The sequence below is a fragment of the Bradyrhizobium sp. HKCCYLRH2015 genome, assembly GCF_051168215.1.
In the GTDB taxonomy this organism is placed as follows: Bacteria; Pseudomonadota; Alphaproteobacteria; order Rhizobiales; family Xanthobacteraceae; genus Bradyrhizobium.
In genome coordinates this window covers 297,722-313,650 of sequence record NZ_JBNPUO010000001.1, presented here as the reverse complement: position 1 = coordinate 313,650, position 15,929 = coordinate 297,722, and the positions used below count along the sequence as shown (strand labels likewise).

Annotated in this window: 10 protein-coding genes; 1 reads left to right on the top strand and 9 read right to left on the bottom strand. The window is 66.5% G+C overall.

All coding sequences use genetic code 11. The features are described 5' to 3' along the window. Nucleotides 1-226: 226 nt before the first annotated feature. The gene (gene yghU, locus ACQR1H_RS01330) at nucleotides 227-1,102 is read right to left on the bottom strand and encodes a glutathione-dependent disulfide-bond oxidoreductase (RefSeq protein ID WP_315801313.1); all 876 of its coding nucleotides are present in this window, start codon (nucleotides 1,100-1,102) and stop codon (nucleotides 227-229) included. A 179-nt stretch (nucleotides 1,103-1,281) separates the two neighbouring features. Between yghU and ACQR1H_RS01325 the strand changes: the two genes are divergently transcribed. Further along, nucleotides 1,282-2,793 carry an acetyl-CoA acetyltransferase gene (locus ACQR1H_RS01325; RefSeq protein WP_434907009.1) on the top strand — a complete coding sequence of 504 codons (1,512 nt, stop codon included), beginning with the start codon at nucleotides 1,282-1,284 and terminating at the stop codon, nucleotides 2,791-2,793. A 15-nt stretch (nucleotides 2,794-2,808) separates the two neighbouring features. Here ACQR1H_RS01325 and ACQR1H_RS01320 read toward each other — a convergent pair whose 3' ends face one another. From ACQR1H_RS01320 to ACQR1H_RS01285, 8 genes are all read right to left on the bottom strand, one after another. Next, nucleotides 2,809-3,147 carry an antibiotic biosynthesis monooxygenase family protein gene (locus ACQR1H_RS01320; protein ID WP_315801315.1) on the bottom strand — a complete coding sequence of 113 codons (339 nt, stop codon included), beginning with the start codon at nucleotides 3,145-3,147 and terminating at the stop codon, nucleotides 2,809-2,811. Nucleotides 3,148-3,259: 112 nt separating this feature from the next. Beyond that, on the bottom strand, nucleotides 3,260-4,348 hold the full coding sequence (locus ACQR1H_RS01315) for a tetratricopeptide repeat protein (protein ID WP_434907008.1): 1,089 nt from the start codon (nucleotides 4,346-4,348) through the stop codon (nucleotides 3,260-3,262). Between the two features lie 39 nt (nucleotides 4,349-4,387). Next, on the bottom strand, nucleotides 4,388-5,353 hold the full coding sequence (locus ACQR1H_RS01310; protein WP_315801317.1) for an MBL fold metallo-hydrolase: 966 nt from the start codon (nucleotides 5,351-5,353) through the stop codon (nucleotides 4,388-4,390). Nucleotides 5,354-5,703: 350 nt separating this feature from the next. Further along, nucleotides 5,704-7,395: a methyl-accepting chemotaxis protein gene (locus ACQR1H_RS01305; protein WP_434907007.1), complete on the bottom strand. Its 1,692-nt coding sequence runs from the start codon at nucleotides 7,393-7,395 to the stop codon at nucleotides 5,704-5,706. 493 nt (nucleotides 7,396-7,888) lie between these two features. Beyond that, a complete protein-coding gene (locus ACQR1H_RS01300; protein ID WP_434907006.1) occupies nucleotides 7,889-9,595 on the bottom strand; it encodes a methyl-accepting chemotaxis protein in 1,707 nt (568 codons plus the stop codon). Between the two features lie 317 nt (nucleotides 9,596-9,912). After that, nucleotides 9,913-11,421: an ABC transporter substrate-binding protein gene (locus ACQR1H_RS01295; RefSeq protein ID WP_434907178.1), complete on the bottom strand. Its 1,509-nt coding sequence runs from the start codon at nucleotides 11,419-11,421 to the stop codon at nucleotides 9,913-9,915. A 159-nt stretch (nucleotides 11,422-11,580) separates the two neighbouring features. Then, nucleotides 11,581-13,284: a methyl-accepting chemotaxis protein gene (locus ACQR1H_RS01290; RefSeq protein WP_434907005.1), complete on the bottom strand. Its 1,704-nt coding sequence runs from the start codon at nucleotides 13,282-13,284 to the stop codon at nucleotides 11,581-11,583. Between the two features lie 541 nt (nucleotides 13,285-13,825). Beyond that, entirely contained in the window at nucleotides 13,826-15,853 is a 2,028-nt protein-coding gene (locus ACQR1H_RS01285; RefSeq protein ID WP_434907004.1) for a methyl-accepting chemotaxis protein, read from the bottom strand. Nucleotides 15,854-15,929 lie beyond the last annotated feature (76 nt).

The following is a 15,929-nucleotide window of genomic DNA, read 5'->3' as shown; positions in this document are numbered from 1 at the left end:
GCTCCTCGCAATGACGGGTGTTAGCCCGGGTGCCTGGATCGTGGCGGATTTGTAGCCCGGATGAGCGGCTGACATCCGTAGGGTGGGCAAAGCGGCGCCATCAGGCGGCGCGTGCCCACCGGCGGTTGATGTGAGGGAGCGCGGTGGGCACGGCGCGTCGCACAGATGTGAACGCCAACAATGATGGAAGGCGCGCCTTTGCCCACCCTACGACACGACGACCGAACTACCCGCCCTGCCCGATCTTGTCCTGCGTCTTGGTATCGAAATCGCCGGCGTCGTGGCGCTCGTGGAGCTGGCTCTTGGGATCGCCGGAGACGCGGTTGACCATGCGGCCGCGCTTCACAGGGGTGCGCTGCGCGATCTGGTCGGTCCAGCGCTGGACGTGTCTGTAGTCCTGCACCGAGAGGAATTCGCCGCCTTCGTAGAGCAAACCCTTGGCGAGCGCGCCGTACCACGGCCACACAGCGATGTCGGCGATGGTGTAGTCGGGGCCGGCGAGATACTCGCTTTCGGCCAGGCGGCGGTCGAGCACGTCGAGCTGGCGCTTGACCTCCATCGCGAAGCGGTCGATGGCATATTCGATCTTGGTCGGCGCATAGGCATAGAAGTGGCCGAAGCCGCCGCCGAGATACGGCGCGGCGCCCATCTGCCAGAACAGCCAGGACAGGCATTCGGCGCGCTTGGCCGGCTCGGTCGGCAGGAAGGCGCCGAACTTCTCGGCCAGATAGACCAGGATCGCGCCGGACTCGAACACGCGGATCGGCTCGGGCCCGCTGCGATCCATCAGCGCCGGGATCTTGGAATTGGGATTGATGGCGACGAAGCCCGAACCGAACTGATCGCCCTCGCCGATCCGGATCAGCCAGGCATCGTATTCGGCGCCGCTGTGGCCGAGCGCCAGCAGCTCCTCGAGCATCACGGTGACCTTCACGCCGTTCGGCGTTCCCAGAGAATAGAGCTGCAAGGGATGACGGCCGACAGGCAATTCCTTCTCGTGGGTCGGACCTGCGATCGGCCGGTTGATGTTGGCGAAGCGGCCGCCGCTGGCCTTGTTCCAGGTCCAGACCTTGGGCGGCACATAGCTGTTCTGTTCGGACACGGCAGACTCCGGCATGAGCGTCAGGAGCGAGCGTTTTAGGCGCATATGCCGTCGAGCGGAAGCCACACCGCGCGCGGGCGCCATCAGCATTTTCTGCATTGCGCGGTCGAACCTGCGATGACAGAACGGAGACAAGACAACAATGACGGTCCGTCATGGGCCCGCTCCTGGAAACGCCGATGACTGCAACTACCCTGCCCCCCGACCGCATTCCCGTGATCGTCGGCGTGGGCGAGATCGTCGATCGCCCGAAGGACATTCGCGACGGTCTGGAGCCGCTGGCGCTGCTCGAACAGGCGATCCGCCGCGCGGAAAATGACGCGGGCGCCAAGCTCGTCCATGACACCGGCTCGCTCGACGTCGTCAACTTCCTGAGCTGGCGCTACCGCGCCCCCGAGCAGCTTCTCGCGCAGCGGTTGGGCGTCGCGCCGGCGCACTGCCATTATGGTCCGGTCGGCGGCGAGAGCCCGATCCGCTTTCTGCACGAGGCCGCCTTGCGCATCGCGCGCGGCGAATGCGAGGTCGCCGTGGTCTGCGGCGCCGAGGCGCAATCGACCGCGACCAAGACCGAGCGTGCCGGCATCACTCTGCCGTGGACGCCGTTCGCCCATGATGTCGAGGAGCCGAAGCGCGGCGCCGCATTCCAGAAGCCGCTGGCGGTGAAGCTCGGCGTGTTCCGTCCGGTCTCGGTCTATCCGTTCTACGAGGTCGCGAGCGCGGCAAAATGGGGCCAGACGCCGCGGCAGGCGCTCGCCAAATCCGGCGAGCTGTGGTCGCGCTTTTCGGCGGTCGCCGCCTACAATCCCAACGCCTGGCTGAAGCGGCACTTCGCGCCCGACGAGATCACGACGCCGTCGGCCGACAATCGCCCGATCGCCTGGCCCTACACCAAGCTGATGGTCGCCAATCCCATGGTCAACATGGGCGCGGCGCTGATCCTGACCAGCCTCGCCAAGGCGCGCGCCGCCGGCATCGCCGACAGCCGCATGATCTATCCGCTCGGCGGCGCATCAGCGGAGGATCCGCGCGACTATCTCACGCGCGACCAGTTCGCCGAGAGCCATCCGCAGAACGCTGTATTGCGGGCTGCGATGAACATCGCCGGTGGCAGCGGCGCCGCGTTCGACGCCATCGAGCTCTACAGCTGCTTTCCCTGCGTGCCGAAGATGGCACGGCGAACCCTCGGCCTCGGCGCCGACGTCGAGCCCACCGTCACCGGCGGGCTGACCTTCTTCGGCGCGCCGCTCAACACCTACATGACGCATGCCGCCTGCGCGATGGTGCGGCGGCTGCGCGGCGGCGCCAAGCGCGGCCTGCTGTACGGCCAGGGCGGCTTCGTCACCAAGCATCATGCGCTGGTGATCTCGCGCGAGCCGCCGTCGTCCCTGTCACAGGAGGTGAGCGTGCAGGCCGAGGCGGACCGGCACCGCGCCGTCGCGCCGGAGTTCGTCAGCGAGGCCAGCGGCGGCGGCAGGGTCGAGAGCTTCACCGCGCTGTTCGATCGCAACGGCGAGGTTGAGCATGGCGTGGTGATGCTGCGCACCGAGCAGGACGCGCGCACGCTGGCGCGCGTGCCGGCGCAGGACGCAGCCACGCTGGCGCGGCTGATGGATCAGGACAGGTCGCCGGTCGGCTTGCTCGGCACGATCACGATGGCCGCGGATGGCGTGCCGGAGTGGCGGGCGAATTAGTCCGCTTCCGTCACCTCACACCTCCCGCGCCTCGTGCTGCCAGCGTGCATAGGCCGTATCCCAATCAGGATCGCGCTCCGCCACGAAGCCGAGCGTTCGGCCGCCGCCGAGGTCGCGGAAGCCGATCATGGCGCGCCGGTGCGCGCCGCTTCTGACATAGACGCGCATGCTGGCTTCGTCGGTCCAGACCGTCAGCGTGTGATAGATGCCATTCACCGGACGAAGCTCGACGCGCAGATTTCCGGGAGCGGCGCGCGCCTGGCGGACGGCGCGCAGCGTGTGCCACCAGAATCGCGCCAGCCGAGTGAGGCCGCGATGCGGGCGGAAGCCGGTGACGGACACGTAGACGCTCATGGCGCGCTCCTGGATCGCACCCCGTCGCGGGGGGAACGGTCGCGCCGGCGGGTGTGAGCACAACGCTGCTCACCGCGTCCTGGATGTCGGCGCGCAGATCACGGTCCGGCGGTCAGCGCCCACTTCGCCTGGGCTTCACGTCGGCAGGCACCGTGCCGGTGGTCTCCGCAGCCGCCGGGGGCGAGCTGTTGTCGCCCGCCAATTGCCGGTCGCGCTTGAGCGCGACGGCCTCATCCCGCCGCGCGGCCGCAACCGCCGATTCCGGATCCAGCTTGAGCGCCTGGTTGAAGTCGGCGAGCGCGCGGTCGTAGCTTCCCTTTTCCAGCCACACCGCGCCGCGGTCGCTGTACGTCGCGGCATCGTTGAAGCCCATGCGCACGGCGTGGTCGAGATCGACGAGGGCCTCGTCCAGATCTCCCTTGCGCTGGAACGCCAGTCCACGATCGTGAAACAGCATCGGGTTGTTCGGATCGAGCCGGATCGCCCGCTCATAATCGCCAAGCGCCCGGTCGAAGCGGCCCATGCGGACCAGATCCCTGGCGCGGTAGCGATAGAGATCGGCATTGCGGGGCGCGAGCCGGATCGCCTCGTCGAGATCGGCGACGGCCCCTTCGACATCGCCCTGGCGGCTGCGGTCCATCGCGCGCTTCACCAGGGATGCGGCGGTCATCGGTTCGGCCGGGACGACCGGCTCTGCGGCTTGCGGCGCAGGCGCCTCCATCGCCGGGGGCTGCACCGGCAGCACGGCTCCGGTCGCATCCTGGACGGCAGGCGCCGGGATGGTCTCACCTGCGACCTTGCGCTGCGGCGCGGATCGGGCCTGCGGCGACGGTGTCACGATCGAGCGCGTCGCCTGCCTGCTCATCCAGTCACCGGCGGAGGGCAACAGCAGAATCTCGAGGCCGATCAGGATCGCGCTGAGCACGGCGGTCGCCGCGGTGAACTGCAGGATGGCGTCCCAGCGCTCGCGGCGGACGCGATCGCGCTCGGCGGCAAGATCGGCGTCGTATTCGGCGCGCAGGCCAGGGTCGCGCAGCACGTTGTAGGCGACGATGATCATCTTGAGCTGATGCTCCGACGCCGCATCGGCGCCGCCCCGGAGGTCGGGATGGTGCGCCTTGGCGGCCAGGCGGAACGCCCGCTTGATCGTGTCGAGATCGGCCCGCGGCGATACGCCGAGCACCTCGTAATGCGTCTTCATGGTGCGATCCCGTGCCTCTCTACCGAGGCCGGTTCGGGATCACGCGGGGAGCAGGTCGAGCGCATAATGGGCGCCATCGCGGGTGAGCCTACCAAACGCGGCCCACGGAAAATGAGATCCACAAACCAACATCTTTTCTGCAACGATACGATCGAGCAATCTGCGCCGGCTGACCTCGGCAGCCGGGCCGTCCTGGTCATACGCGCCGTGCCATTCGGGATGGCGCAGGCACAACGCCGGCACATAGGCGGTGTCGCCCGAGATCATCAGTTGCTCCGCTCCGGAGCTGAGATGAAAGGCGGTGTGCCCCGGCGTATGTCCGGGGACGCTGACGAAGCGGATGCCCGGCACCACCTCGTCCTCGCCCTCGACCGGCAGCACGTTCTTCCACCCCGGGATCACGCTCTGGATGCGGCGCGCCAGCGACTGCCGCCACGGCGGCAGCCGGCTGGTCAGAGATGCGTCGGTCCAGAACTTGTATTCGGCCGCGGCCACGATGATCTCGGCGGTGGGAAACACCGGCGCGTTGGTGTCCTCGCCAAGCAGTCCGAAGATGTGATCGGGATGGAAGTGCGAGATCAGGATGGTGTCGATGTCCTCCGGGCGAATGCCGGCTGCTTTCAGATTGTCCAGCATGCGACCTGAAATGAAGATCGAGTCGGAATTGTAGCCCTGCACCTGGCCGCCGCCCCCGGCATCGCATAGCACGGTCTTGCCCTTCAGCCGCACCACGAAGGTGGAGATCGGGATCGGAACGAAGGCGGAGCTCAGGCCGGCGGCTCGCAGTGCCTGCTTGACGTCGCCGATGCTGGCGTTGCCGATGAAGCCGGCCTCCTGCGGCTTTTCCCAGATCCCGTCATAAAGGGCGATCACCTCGGCCTCGCCGATCGTGATCCGGCGATAGCCGGGCGCGGGATCCTCAGTGCGGCGGCGCGGCTTGGCGGCAACGACGGCAAGCCCCGCATCGAGACCGAGGGCGGCCGCGGCCGTCGCAGCCGATAGCACCAAGGTCCTGCGCGAAGGGCCGCTCGCAATCACATTGCCTGCCACTAAATGTACCGCTGGTTGAATAAATATCTAACACAAGTTAACCTCTGCACCTTAGCGGGATTATGGCGCGACAACGGCCTTTCTGGCCGGGGCGTCAGGTGTGGGGAGTCTGCAACGGTCGGAGATGATCCCGTCGAGCGGGGCGCCGCCTGACGAACGGCGCAGGCATGTGCGCTCCGCGCCGGCGCGGCTCGCCGGGGGCGCCATCGGTTCTGCGTACGGCTATCGGCAGGCTGTGTCGTTCGATGATCGAATGGGACAGCGGCCCATCTCGGCCGCTGTCGCCCGCTTCGTCATGCCGCGGATCAGGCGGCGCGAACCGATTGCAGGAAGCGGCTGACCTCCTGCTTGAGACGCTGGCTATCACCGGAGAGCTGGCGCGCGGCGCTGAGCACCTGCCCAGAGGTATCGCCGGTCTCGCTCGCGCCGCGCTGGACGTTGGAGATGTTGGCGGACACCTGCTGTGTACCCGCGGCGGCGTGCTGGATGTTGCGCGAGATCTCGGCGGTTGCGGCGCCCTGCTCCTCGACCGCGGCCGCCACCGTCGCGGCGATCTCCGACAGCCGCTCGATCGTCGTCGAGATCTCCCTGATGGCGCCGACCGACTCCTGCGTGGCCCCCTGGATGCCGGAAATCTGTTGGCCGATCTCGCCGGTCGCCTTTGCAGTCTGCTCGGCCAGCGCCTTGACCTCGGAGGCGACGACGGCAAAGCCGCGGCCGGCTTCGCCCGCCCGTGCGGCCTCGATGGTGGCATTGAGCGCCAGCAGATTGGTCTGCCCGGCGATCGTGTTGATCAGCTCGACGACGTCGCCAATGCGGGTCGCCGCCTTCGACAACTCGCCGACGCGATCATTGGTGCGGCGGGCCTGCTCGACCGCATCGGAGGCGATGCGCGCCGACTCCTGCACCTGGCGGCTGATCTCACGGACCGACGAGGTGAGCTCCTCGGTGGCCGACGCGACCGCCTGGACATTGGCCGACGCCTCTTCGGAGGCCGCGGCGACGGTGGTGGACAGCTCCTGCCCCCGCACGGCGGTGCTCGACAGCGAGTTGGCCGAGCTTTCGAGCTCGCTGGAGGCCGAGGACACCGTATTGACGATGTTGCCGATGGCGCCTTCGAAACTGTTGGCGAGCTCCGACATCTCCCGCTTGCGCGAGGCGGCTGCGCGCCGCTCCTGCTCACCGAGCTCCCTGGCGTTGAACCGCACCATCGTCTGCACGGTCTGCAGGTTACGCAGCGCGCGGCCGATCTCGTCATCGCGCTCGATGCGCATGCGGGTGTCGAGCTTGCCCTGAGTGATGCTTTCCATCGTCTCGTTCAGATGATCGAGCGGCGCCACGATCACGTTCATCGTGCGCAGCCCGACCAGGCCGCACAGCACGACACCAGCGGCAGCAATCGCCACGGCGGTCATTCCGGCGACCCCGCCCTCCCCGAACGAGATGACGCCAAGCACGAGCAGGAACAGCGTCTGCAATCCAACCAGCGTTCGCAGCCTTGCCGCGATCGTGCCGGCGAACATCGAGAGATGGTCGAACACCGAGCGGCGGCGGACGATGCCATCGTCGATCTTGTAACCATGTGGCCGCTTTTCGCGGATCGCCGCATAGACCTGCTCGGCCTCTGCGCGCTGGTCGGCGGGCAGCTTGGTGCGCACCGAGGTGTAGCCGACGACCTGGCCGTCTTTGCAGATCGGCGACGCCGTCGCCAGCACCCAGTAATAGTCGCCATTCTTGCGGCGGTTCTTGACCGCGCCGACCCAGGGACGGCCGGCCTTGAGCGTGGTCCAGAGATTGTCGAAGGCTTCAGGCGGCATGTCGGGATGGCGCACGATGTTGTGCGGCTGCCCCATCAGCTCGGCTTCGGTGAAGCCGGCCGCGTCGACAAAATCCTGGTTGAAGAAGGTCAACTTGCCCTTCGTGTCGGTCTTGGACACGATCAGCGTGTCATCCGTGATCGGATACTCGACGTTGGTGACGGGCAAATTCTTACGCATGGCGAGTCTTTCAATCGACGATGTGAGCCATGCCGGCATCGGCATGACTAATTTTGCTGAAAACGATGCGTCGATTGTCGCAGTCGCCGATTAACCTAAGATAAAATGCCGCAACCGGTGAAATACGGGCGCTTGCGCTTATTAGTGGCGGTTGCAATCCCACAAGGCCTGTAGCCGACGTGTCGCCTCGACCCGAGCCAGACAGAACGGCGCAACCATGTTTCCGCCGTTGATGGAGGGGATCTGGATCGAGCGGCGCGAACCGTTTGCAGGAAGCGCGAGAGCGCCAGCATGTTGGTCTGGCCGGCGGTGGTGTTGATCAGCTCGAACGACTTCGCCGATGTGGGTCGCGACCCTCGACAGCTTGCCGAGGCGATCGGTGGTCGAGCGCGCCTGGCCGACTGACTCGCCCGCCATCCGCGCCGACCGGCCCACAAAAAAGGGCGCAGCCTCCCGGCTACGCCCTGGTCTCGTTGGGATCTGTCCGCCGGGATCAGGCGGCGCGCACAGTGTCCAGGAAACGTCCGACCTCGAGCTTGAGGCGGTTGCTGTCGCCGGACAGCATCTGCGCCGCCGAGAGCACCTGGGACGACGCCGAGCCGGTCTCGCTGGCACCGCGCTGCACCTCGGCGATATTGGACGACACCTGCTGCGTGCCGATCGATGCCTGCTGGATGTTGCGCGAGATCTCCTGCGTCGCCGCGCCCTGCTCCTCCACCGCGGCGGCGATGGCCGAGGAAATCTCCGACAGCTTCTCGATGGTGCCGGAGATCTCGCGGATGGCACCAACGGATTCCTGCGTCGCTGTCTGGATGCTGCCGATCTGCTGGCCGATCTCGCCGGTGGCCTTGGCAGTCTGCTCGGCCAGCGCCTTCACCTCGGAGGCGACCACGGCAAAACCACGGCCGGCTTCACCTGCCCTGGCGGCCTCGATGGTCGCATTGAGCGCCAGCAGATTGGTCTGGCCGGCGATGGTGTTGATCAGCTCGACGACGTCGCCGATGCGGGTCGCGGCCTTCGACAATTCGCCGACGCGATCATTGGTCCGCCGCGCCTGGTCGACGGCATCGCTGGCCATGCGCGCGGACTCCTGCACCTGCCGGCTGATCTCGGTGACCGAGGAGGCCATCTCCTCGGTGGCGGAAGCGACCGACTGGACGTTGGTCGAGGCTTCCTCGGAGGCGGCGGCGACCGTGGTCGCCAATGTCTGCGAGCGCGCCGCGGTCGAGCTCAGCGACGTGGCCGACGCCTCCAGTTCGGTCGAGGCATGCGACACGGTGCCGACGATCTGCCCGACGGCCTGCTCGAAGCCGTCGGCCATCTGGTGCATCTCGGCGCGGCGCTTCTCGGCCATCAGCTTGTCCATCGCGATCTTGGCCTCGGCCTCCTGCTGCGCCTTCTCGGCCAGCATCACCTTGATCTGGTTGACGGCCTGCGCCGTATCGCCGATCTCGTCGCCGCGGCCCTCGCCGGAGATGGCTACCTCCTCTCCCTTTGCCATGCGCTGCAGCACGGCGACCAGCGCGCGCATCGGCTTGGCAATGCCGTACTGGCCGATGACGAAGCCCAGCGCCAAGCCGAGCAAGATGCCGACGACCGCGACCGTGATCAGCATGCGCGAGGTCTGCTCATACTGCTGCTCCGCATCAAGCGCGAGACTTTCGACGCGCGCGTTGAGCCGGTCGGCGACCTGCCTCATCTTGACCTGGAGCTTCTCGGCCGCCGCGCGGCTCTTCATGGCGGCATCACGCATGCGCTCGGTCTGTTCGGTGAGCTGGACATCCTTGCCGGCACCAATGACCCGGAACGTGTCCTCGAGGTCCTTCTCATACTCCGAATAGGCGGTACGAACGTCGGGGAGCATCGCACGCGCCTGGTCGTCATTGGTCTTGGACGCTTCCGCGAAATGTTCTGCGAACAGCTTGCGCTGCTCCTCGACCACCTTCAATGTCGCCTCGCGGTTCTCCGCATGCGGGTCGAGCGCGGCACGAAATTCGGCGCGGTTCAATGCGATCACGTTCTGGTTGGCCCGGGCAGCGTTGAGCGCCCGATTGGCCGCTACCGCCATCTTGCTTGCATCCTCGGCCACCACATGCAGCGCGCCGATGGCAAACCAGCTGATCGTGGCAGCCACGGCGGCCAGCAGCATGACGATGGCGAGGATCTTGGTCAGGACACGAAAGCGCGAAAGCAATGACATCTACAACCTCTAATGAAGGCCGATGATGTCAAACGAAGCCGAGACTACGTCGAGGACGCAATCGAAGACGCTCCTGCATCACCGGTGATGTTGGGTGAACCGAGCTTCACGCGCTTGAATCGAAATAATTCTTAATTTTCTCGACCGTACAATTTCGGATCAAATGATACGCGCGGCCGCCCCAAATGGTATTTGCGACCGCACCGCTCTCCCTGTCGCGGAGACCGCGGTAATGGGGAGCCGCTGTGAGCGCTCGGCCGCCGACGCCTCGGAGGCGCCGGCAAGCTGCTTCATCTCACGCTCCGCCGCGCCGCGGATCATTCCAGCTCGATCGGCTGATAGGCACCGGTCTCGTCGAGCGCGGTGCCCCAGATCTTGTGCGAGGCCTGATGTTCGGCGGGGCCGAAGTTGAGCGAGGCGCCAAGACCCAGATCGATGTTGCGCATCGACTCCAGCGTATCGATCAGCCGCTCGGTATCGAGCTGCGGACCGGCCTGCTTCAGGGCTTGAACCAGGATGCTTGCCTCGATGTAGCCCTCGAGCGAGGTGTAGTCCGGCGGCTCGCCGGGGAAATGCTTCGCCAGCGCGGCCTTGTAGTCGAGCACCACGCTCGAATAGCCGGAGACGGCGGGAACGGTCTGGGTCACGACGACCCCGGCTGCGTAGCGTGGGCCGAGCAGCATGAGCTCGTTGGCAAGCGCCGATGCACCGACCGCCGACACGTTGACGAAGAGGACGCCGGGCAGCGCGTCGCGCGCCTTCTCGATGAACTTGGCGGCCGCGCGCGAGGTCGCGACCATGATGACCGCACGGACCGGCACCTTCTGGGTCTTGAGCTGATTGATCGCGGGCTCCACATCCACGGTGTTGCGGGTGTAGTTGACGCGCAGGATCGCCGCGTCGTTGAGGCCGAGGACGCGAAACGCCTTTGCAACGCCGGCAAAGCCTGCATCGCCGAACGAATCGTCCTGCGCGAACAGCGCAATCTGTCGTGGGGGCACGCGGCGCAGCTTGACCAGGTAATGCACCAGCGCATCGGCCTCTTCCGAATAGCTCGGACGATAGTTGAAGACGTAGCGGTCCGGCGGATCATGACGCGAGACGTTCGCGCCGGTGTAGGGGCTGAAGAACAGCATCCTACGCTCCAGCGAATATGGAATTGCGACGGCCGCCGTCGCGGTCCCGAAACTGCCGACGAAGCCGAATACGCGCTCCTTCTCGTAGAGCTGCTTCATGGCATCGAGCGTGCGGTTCGGGTCATAGCCGTCATCGACCACGGCCAGCCTGAGCATTCGGCCATTGACCCCGCCGGCTTCGTTGGCGCGGTTGAACGCGGCTTCGATGCCCACCTTGAGCAGGCGGCCCGACTCCTTGTTCGCGCCCGACAGTGGCAAGACGCTGCCGAACGTGATGTCGCGCTCCGTGATGCCGCGAACCGCCGAAACAGCCGCGGCACTCGTTGGCCCCGTCGCAGCGACGGAGAGCGCCGGGTCCCGCAACGCGCCGGCCGCCGGTGCGCCGATCGATCGCTCGATGTCAGCGAGCTGAAGCTCGGCCCGCCGGCAGTCCTGGCGGCCGCTCGCCATGGCCGCGCGACCGTCGGCGATGGAGCGGTCGAACTGGCGCGTCAGCTCGTTGCGATCGCCGTCGTTGTTGGACGCCTCGCGGATGACGGCCTGGAACTTGCCGATGATGGCCTGGATCCGCGGCCGAGGGATATCGCTGCAGGCAAGGGCCGCCCCGATGGTGGGACCGATCCTGCCGCCGAGGTCGCGCACGACGGCAAGGTTGTCGCCAGGCGCGGCCCCGACAGAGGTCGTGAGCATGAGGGTGAAGATGATCGCCGAGGAAGTCGCGAACGATCGCGTCCGGCTCACCATCTCGTGGCGGGCCCGAAGGTCAAGGAACGTCATCATGTCAGGATTCGAACTCGTTGAGACACGTTGGTCGGATCGTTGTGAGCTGATGAGATCGCCGCGGGCCTGTCAGGCCGCGCGGACCGTCTCCAGGAAGCGGCTGACCTCGCGCTTGAGGCGGTTGCTGTCTGTCGACAGCCCCTGGGCCGCCTCCAGCACCTGGGTCGAGGCCGAGCCGGTCTCGGTGGCGCCGCGCTGCACGTCGGTGATGTTGACGGAGACCTGCTGCGTGCCGTGAGCCGCCTGCTGCACGTTGCGCGAGATTTCCTTGGTCGCGGCGTTCTGCTCTTCGACGGCGGCTGCGATCGTCGAGGACACCTCCGACAGCCGTTCGATGCTGCCGGAGATCAGCCTGATCGCCGCGACCGATTCCTGCGTCGCCGTCTGGATGCCGGCCACCTGCTGGCCGATCTCGTCGGTCGCCTTGGCGGTCTGCTCCGCCAGCGCCTTGACCTCGGCGGCGACGACGGCAAAGCCCCGCCCAGCCTCGCCGGCCCGCGCCGCCTCGATGGTGGCGTTCAACGCCAGCAGATTTGTCTGCCCGGCAATGCTGTTGATCAGCTCGACCACGTCGCCGATGCGGCTCGCCGCCCGCGACAGCTCGCTCACCCGCTCATTGGTCTTCTTCGCCTGCTCGACCGCTTCGTTGGCCATGCGCGCCGATTCATGCACCTGGCGGCCGATCTCGGTGACCGAGGAGGTCATCTCCTCCGTGGCCGAGGCGACGGATTGCACGTTGGTCGAGGCTTCCTCCGACGCAGCCGCCACCGTGGTTGCGAGCTCGCCGGCGCGGACCGCCGTCTTGCTCAAGGTATCCGCCGAGACCTCCAGTCTGGACGAAGCCGACGAGACCGTCTCGACGATCTCGCCAACGGCGCTTTCGAAATCGTCGGCCATCTTGTGCATGTCGGCCTTGCGGCGGGCCAGCGCCCGCTGCTCGGCTTCCTTCTGCTCCGCTTCCAGCGCGTGACGTGCGACCGCATTGCTCTTGAACACCTCGACGGCGCCGGCCATCTCGCCGATCTCGTCGCCGCGTCCCACGCCGGGCACCTCGACGTCGAGACGCCCGCCGGCGAGGCTCTTCATCGCGCTGGTCATGCGATGCAGCGGGCTGGTGATGCCGCGCCCGACGATCGTCGACACGACGAGCAGGACGAGCAGCACGATCCCGGCCGCCATCAGCGACTGCCGCGTCGAGGCCCAGGCCTGCGCCGAGAGGTCATCGATATAGACGCCGGTCCCGACCAGCCAATTCCAGGGGGCGAAGCCTGCGACATGGGTGAGCTTGGGCTGCGGCGTCTCGGAGCCGGGCTTCGGCCAATCATAGTCGACGAAGCCGCGGCCATGCTGGCGGACCACGTCGATCATCTCGATGAACAGCTTCTTGCCGTTCGGATCCTTCATGTCCGCCACGTCCTGCCCGACCAGCTTGGTCGAGATCGGATGCATCAGCATCTTCGCGGTCAGGTCGGTGACGAAGAAATACTCGTTGCCGCCATAGCGCAGCTGGGAGGTGCGCTCGAGCGCGCGCTTCTGCGCGTCGGCGACCGAGATCGTCCCCTTTTGCGCGGCCGCATGCTCCTCGGCGAAGATGCCGAGCGCGAGCTCGGTCAGATGCTGCAGCTCGAGCTGCTTCTGCTGCTTGAGGCCTGCGGCGAGCTCACGGGAATTGAAGGCAGTCAGGCCGATCAGACCGAGGAAGCTCAGACCGATCAGGGCGTAGATCTTGACACCGATGGTGAGCTTGAGGCGATGAGGCATTGCAAAGGACATGTCAGTCTCCACGGGCGCGACTCATGCTGGGGCGCTCGGGGACAGATCACGTCGATGGGCGTGGGCTCGCCCTCGCATGCACGCAAACGGGCCCGCAGCCCAAGCGTGGAGGCTACGGAACCAGAAATTAAGTCTGGTTAAGACGATGTCCGTACGACTACGGAGCAACGATCGAAAAGCGATCGTTGCCCATCCAGATCGGTAACGCGCTCCCGCTTGGGGGTGCGACGCGTCGTCTCATGTGGTGCGACCGAACGAGGGAGCGCCGTTTGCCCGTGGAGCCCGACTGCGCGTTGGCCGCGAATGACCAGACCCTACATGCCGACTCTTAACACAAGTTAAAAACGCAGATTGACTACGCAGGTTAGTTTTGCCGACGTCAATGCAACGCGAACAGAAAAGCCTCAGGCAACGGGGCCGCGGAGTGTCTCTGTTGGGTCAGAAAACGTTGGGTCAGAAAACGCAAAAGGCCGGAGCGTTCGATGCTCCGGCCTTCCAATCCCCTGCGCGACCAGGAGTTGGCCGCTTCCGCGGCCCAGCGTTATGCCGCCCGCACCGAGCCGAGGAAGCTCGCGACCTCCTGCTTGAGACGATTGCTGTCGCCGGACAGCGCCTGTGCCGCTGAGAGCACCTGGGCCGAGGCCGACCCGGTCTCGGCCGCGCCGCGCTCGACATCGGCGATGTTGGACGAGACCTGCTGCGTGCCATGCGCCGCCTGCTGGACGTTGCGCGAAATCTCCTGCGTCGCCGCGCCCTGTTCTTCGACGGCGGCTGCGATGGTCGAGGAGATTTCCGACAGCTTCTCGATCGTAGAGGAGATCTCCTTGATGGCGCTGACCGACTCCTGCGTCGCGACCTGGATGCTGGAGATCTGCTGGCCGATCTCGCCGGTGGCCTTCGCGGTCTGTTCCGCCAGCGCCTTGACCTCGGAGGCGACGACCGCAAAGCCGCGGCCGGCATCGCCCGCGCGCGCCGCCTCGATGGTGGCGTTGAGCGCCAGCAGGTTGGTCTGGCCGGCAATGGTGTTGATCAGCTCGACGACGTCGCCGATGCGGGTGGCGGCCTTGGACAGCTCGCTGACGCGCCCGGTCGTGGTGCGAGCCTGGCCGACGGCGTCGTTGGCGATGCGCGCCGATTCCTGCACCTGGCGGCTGATCTCGGTGACCGACGAGGCCATCTGCTCGGTCGCAGACGCCACCGACTGGACGTTGGTCGTGGCTTCCTCCGAGGCAGACGCAACCGCCGTCGTCAAGCCTTGCGAGCGCGTCGCGGCCTGGGTCAGCGTGGTGGCGGACTGCTCGAGCTGGCTCGAGGCCGACGAGACGGTGTTCACGATCTCGCCGACCGCGGCTTCGAACTGCTCGGCCAGCCGCTGCATGTCGGCCTTGCGCTGGCGCGCCGCGATCGCGTCCTGCGCGCTCTTTTCCTCGGCCTCGGCGCGCGCCTTTTCCTCGGCATTGCCACGGATCACCGTGACGGTCTTGGCGAGATCGCCGATCTCGTCACCCCGCGATGCACCGGGAATGGCGATGTCGAGGCGGCCGCGCGCCATCTCGCCAAGCGCCGCGTTGAGCCGCGTCAGCGGCCGCGCGATCCCGAGGAACGAGAACACGACCGAACCGATCACCGACAACAGAACCGCCAATCCGACAAACAGCGTGATATAGCTCGCCTGCGCGGCGACCTGGTCTGCCTCGAACCGGGCGCTCGCGTTGCGCGCGCGCGCGTCCTGGATCGCAGAGGACATCAGCTCGCCGGCCTCGCCGAGATAGATGAGCGTGCGGTCGCGCAGCACGGCCTCCTTGATTCCCTCGGTCTTCACCACCTCGTCGTTCGCGGCGACGAAGTCGGAGGCGAGGCCATTGAGCTTGGTGATCGTGGCCTGGATCTCGCGGTTGTCGGCGAGCATGCGAGCGTCGGTCAGCGAGCTCTTCAGCCCCGGCACCGTCTGCTTCACGGTCAGGATGGTTGCGGCGTCGCCAGTCATGCCGAACCGCCACGCCTGCGACCGCATGTAGTTCAACTTGGCATCGGCGGCGTGAAGCTGGCGCTCGACCCGCTCGCGGAAGGCGAGGTTCGGCAGCGACGGCGAGGCGAGCAGCGCCTTCAGGCTGGTGTTCCACTCGTTGGAGACCGCACTGCGCTTCTCGATCTGCGTCAACAACTTCTTCTGCGCCTCGGCGAGATCGACCGCTCCCGCGGCATAGCTCGTCATCAGCTCCTTGATCCGGGTCAACCGGGCGCGATTGTCGGCGGTCGATACGTTGCCGAGCGCGGCGTCGATGTCGGTCACCATCGCGGTCGAGAACTGCTGAATGTCGGCGGCTGCCTTCTCTGCCTCGGCCGGCGCACGCGCCAGCCGCGCCGAACGGCCGCCGAGCTGGGTCTGCTGCATGTTGATGCTGGCCGACAGCACGCTCTCGACCACGCGCCGCGCGCGCTCGGCCTGCTGATTGGCATGGTTGACCGCTCTTTCCGCCATCAACTGGTTAGCGATCATGCCGACCGCGAGAGACGCGCCGATGGCGCCAGCAAGCCCGAGTTTGTAGCCGATCCGATTCAGTTTCATTGCCCTACCCACAGATGGACGCGTCACGCGACGGTCCGTACTGGAGGTATAGCGGTGAGGTCCCTAGAGACCGTTA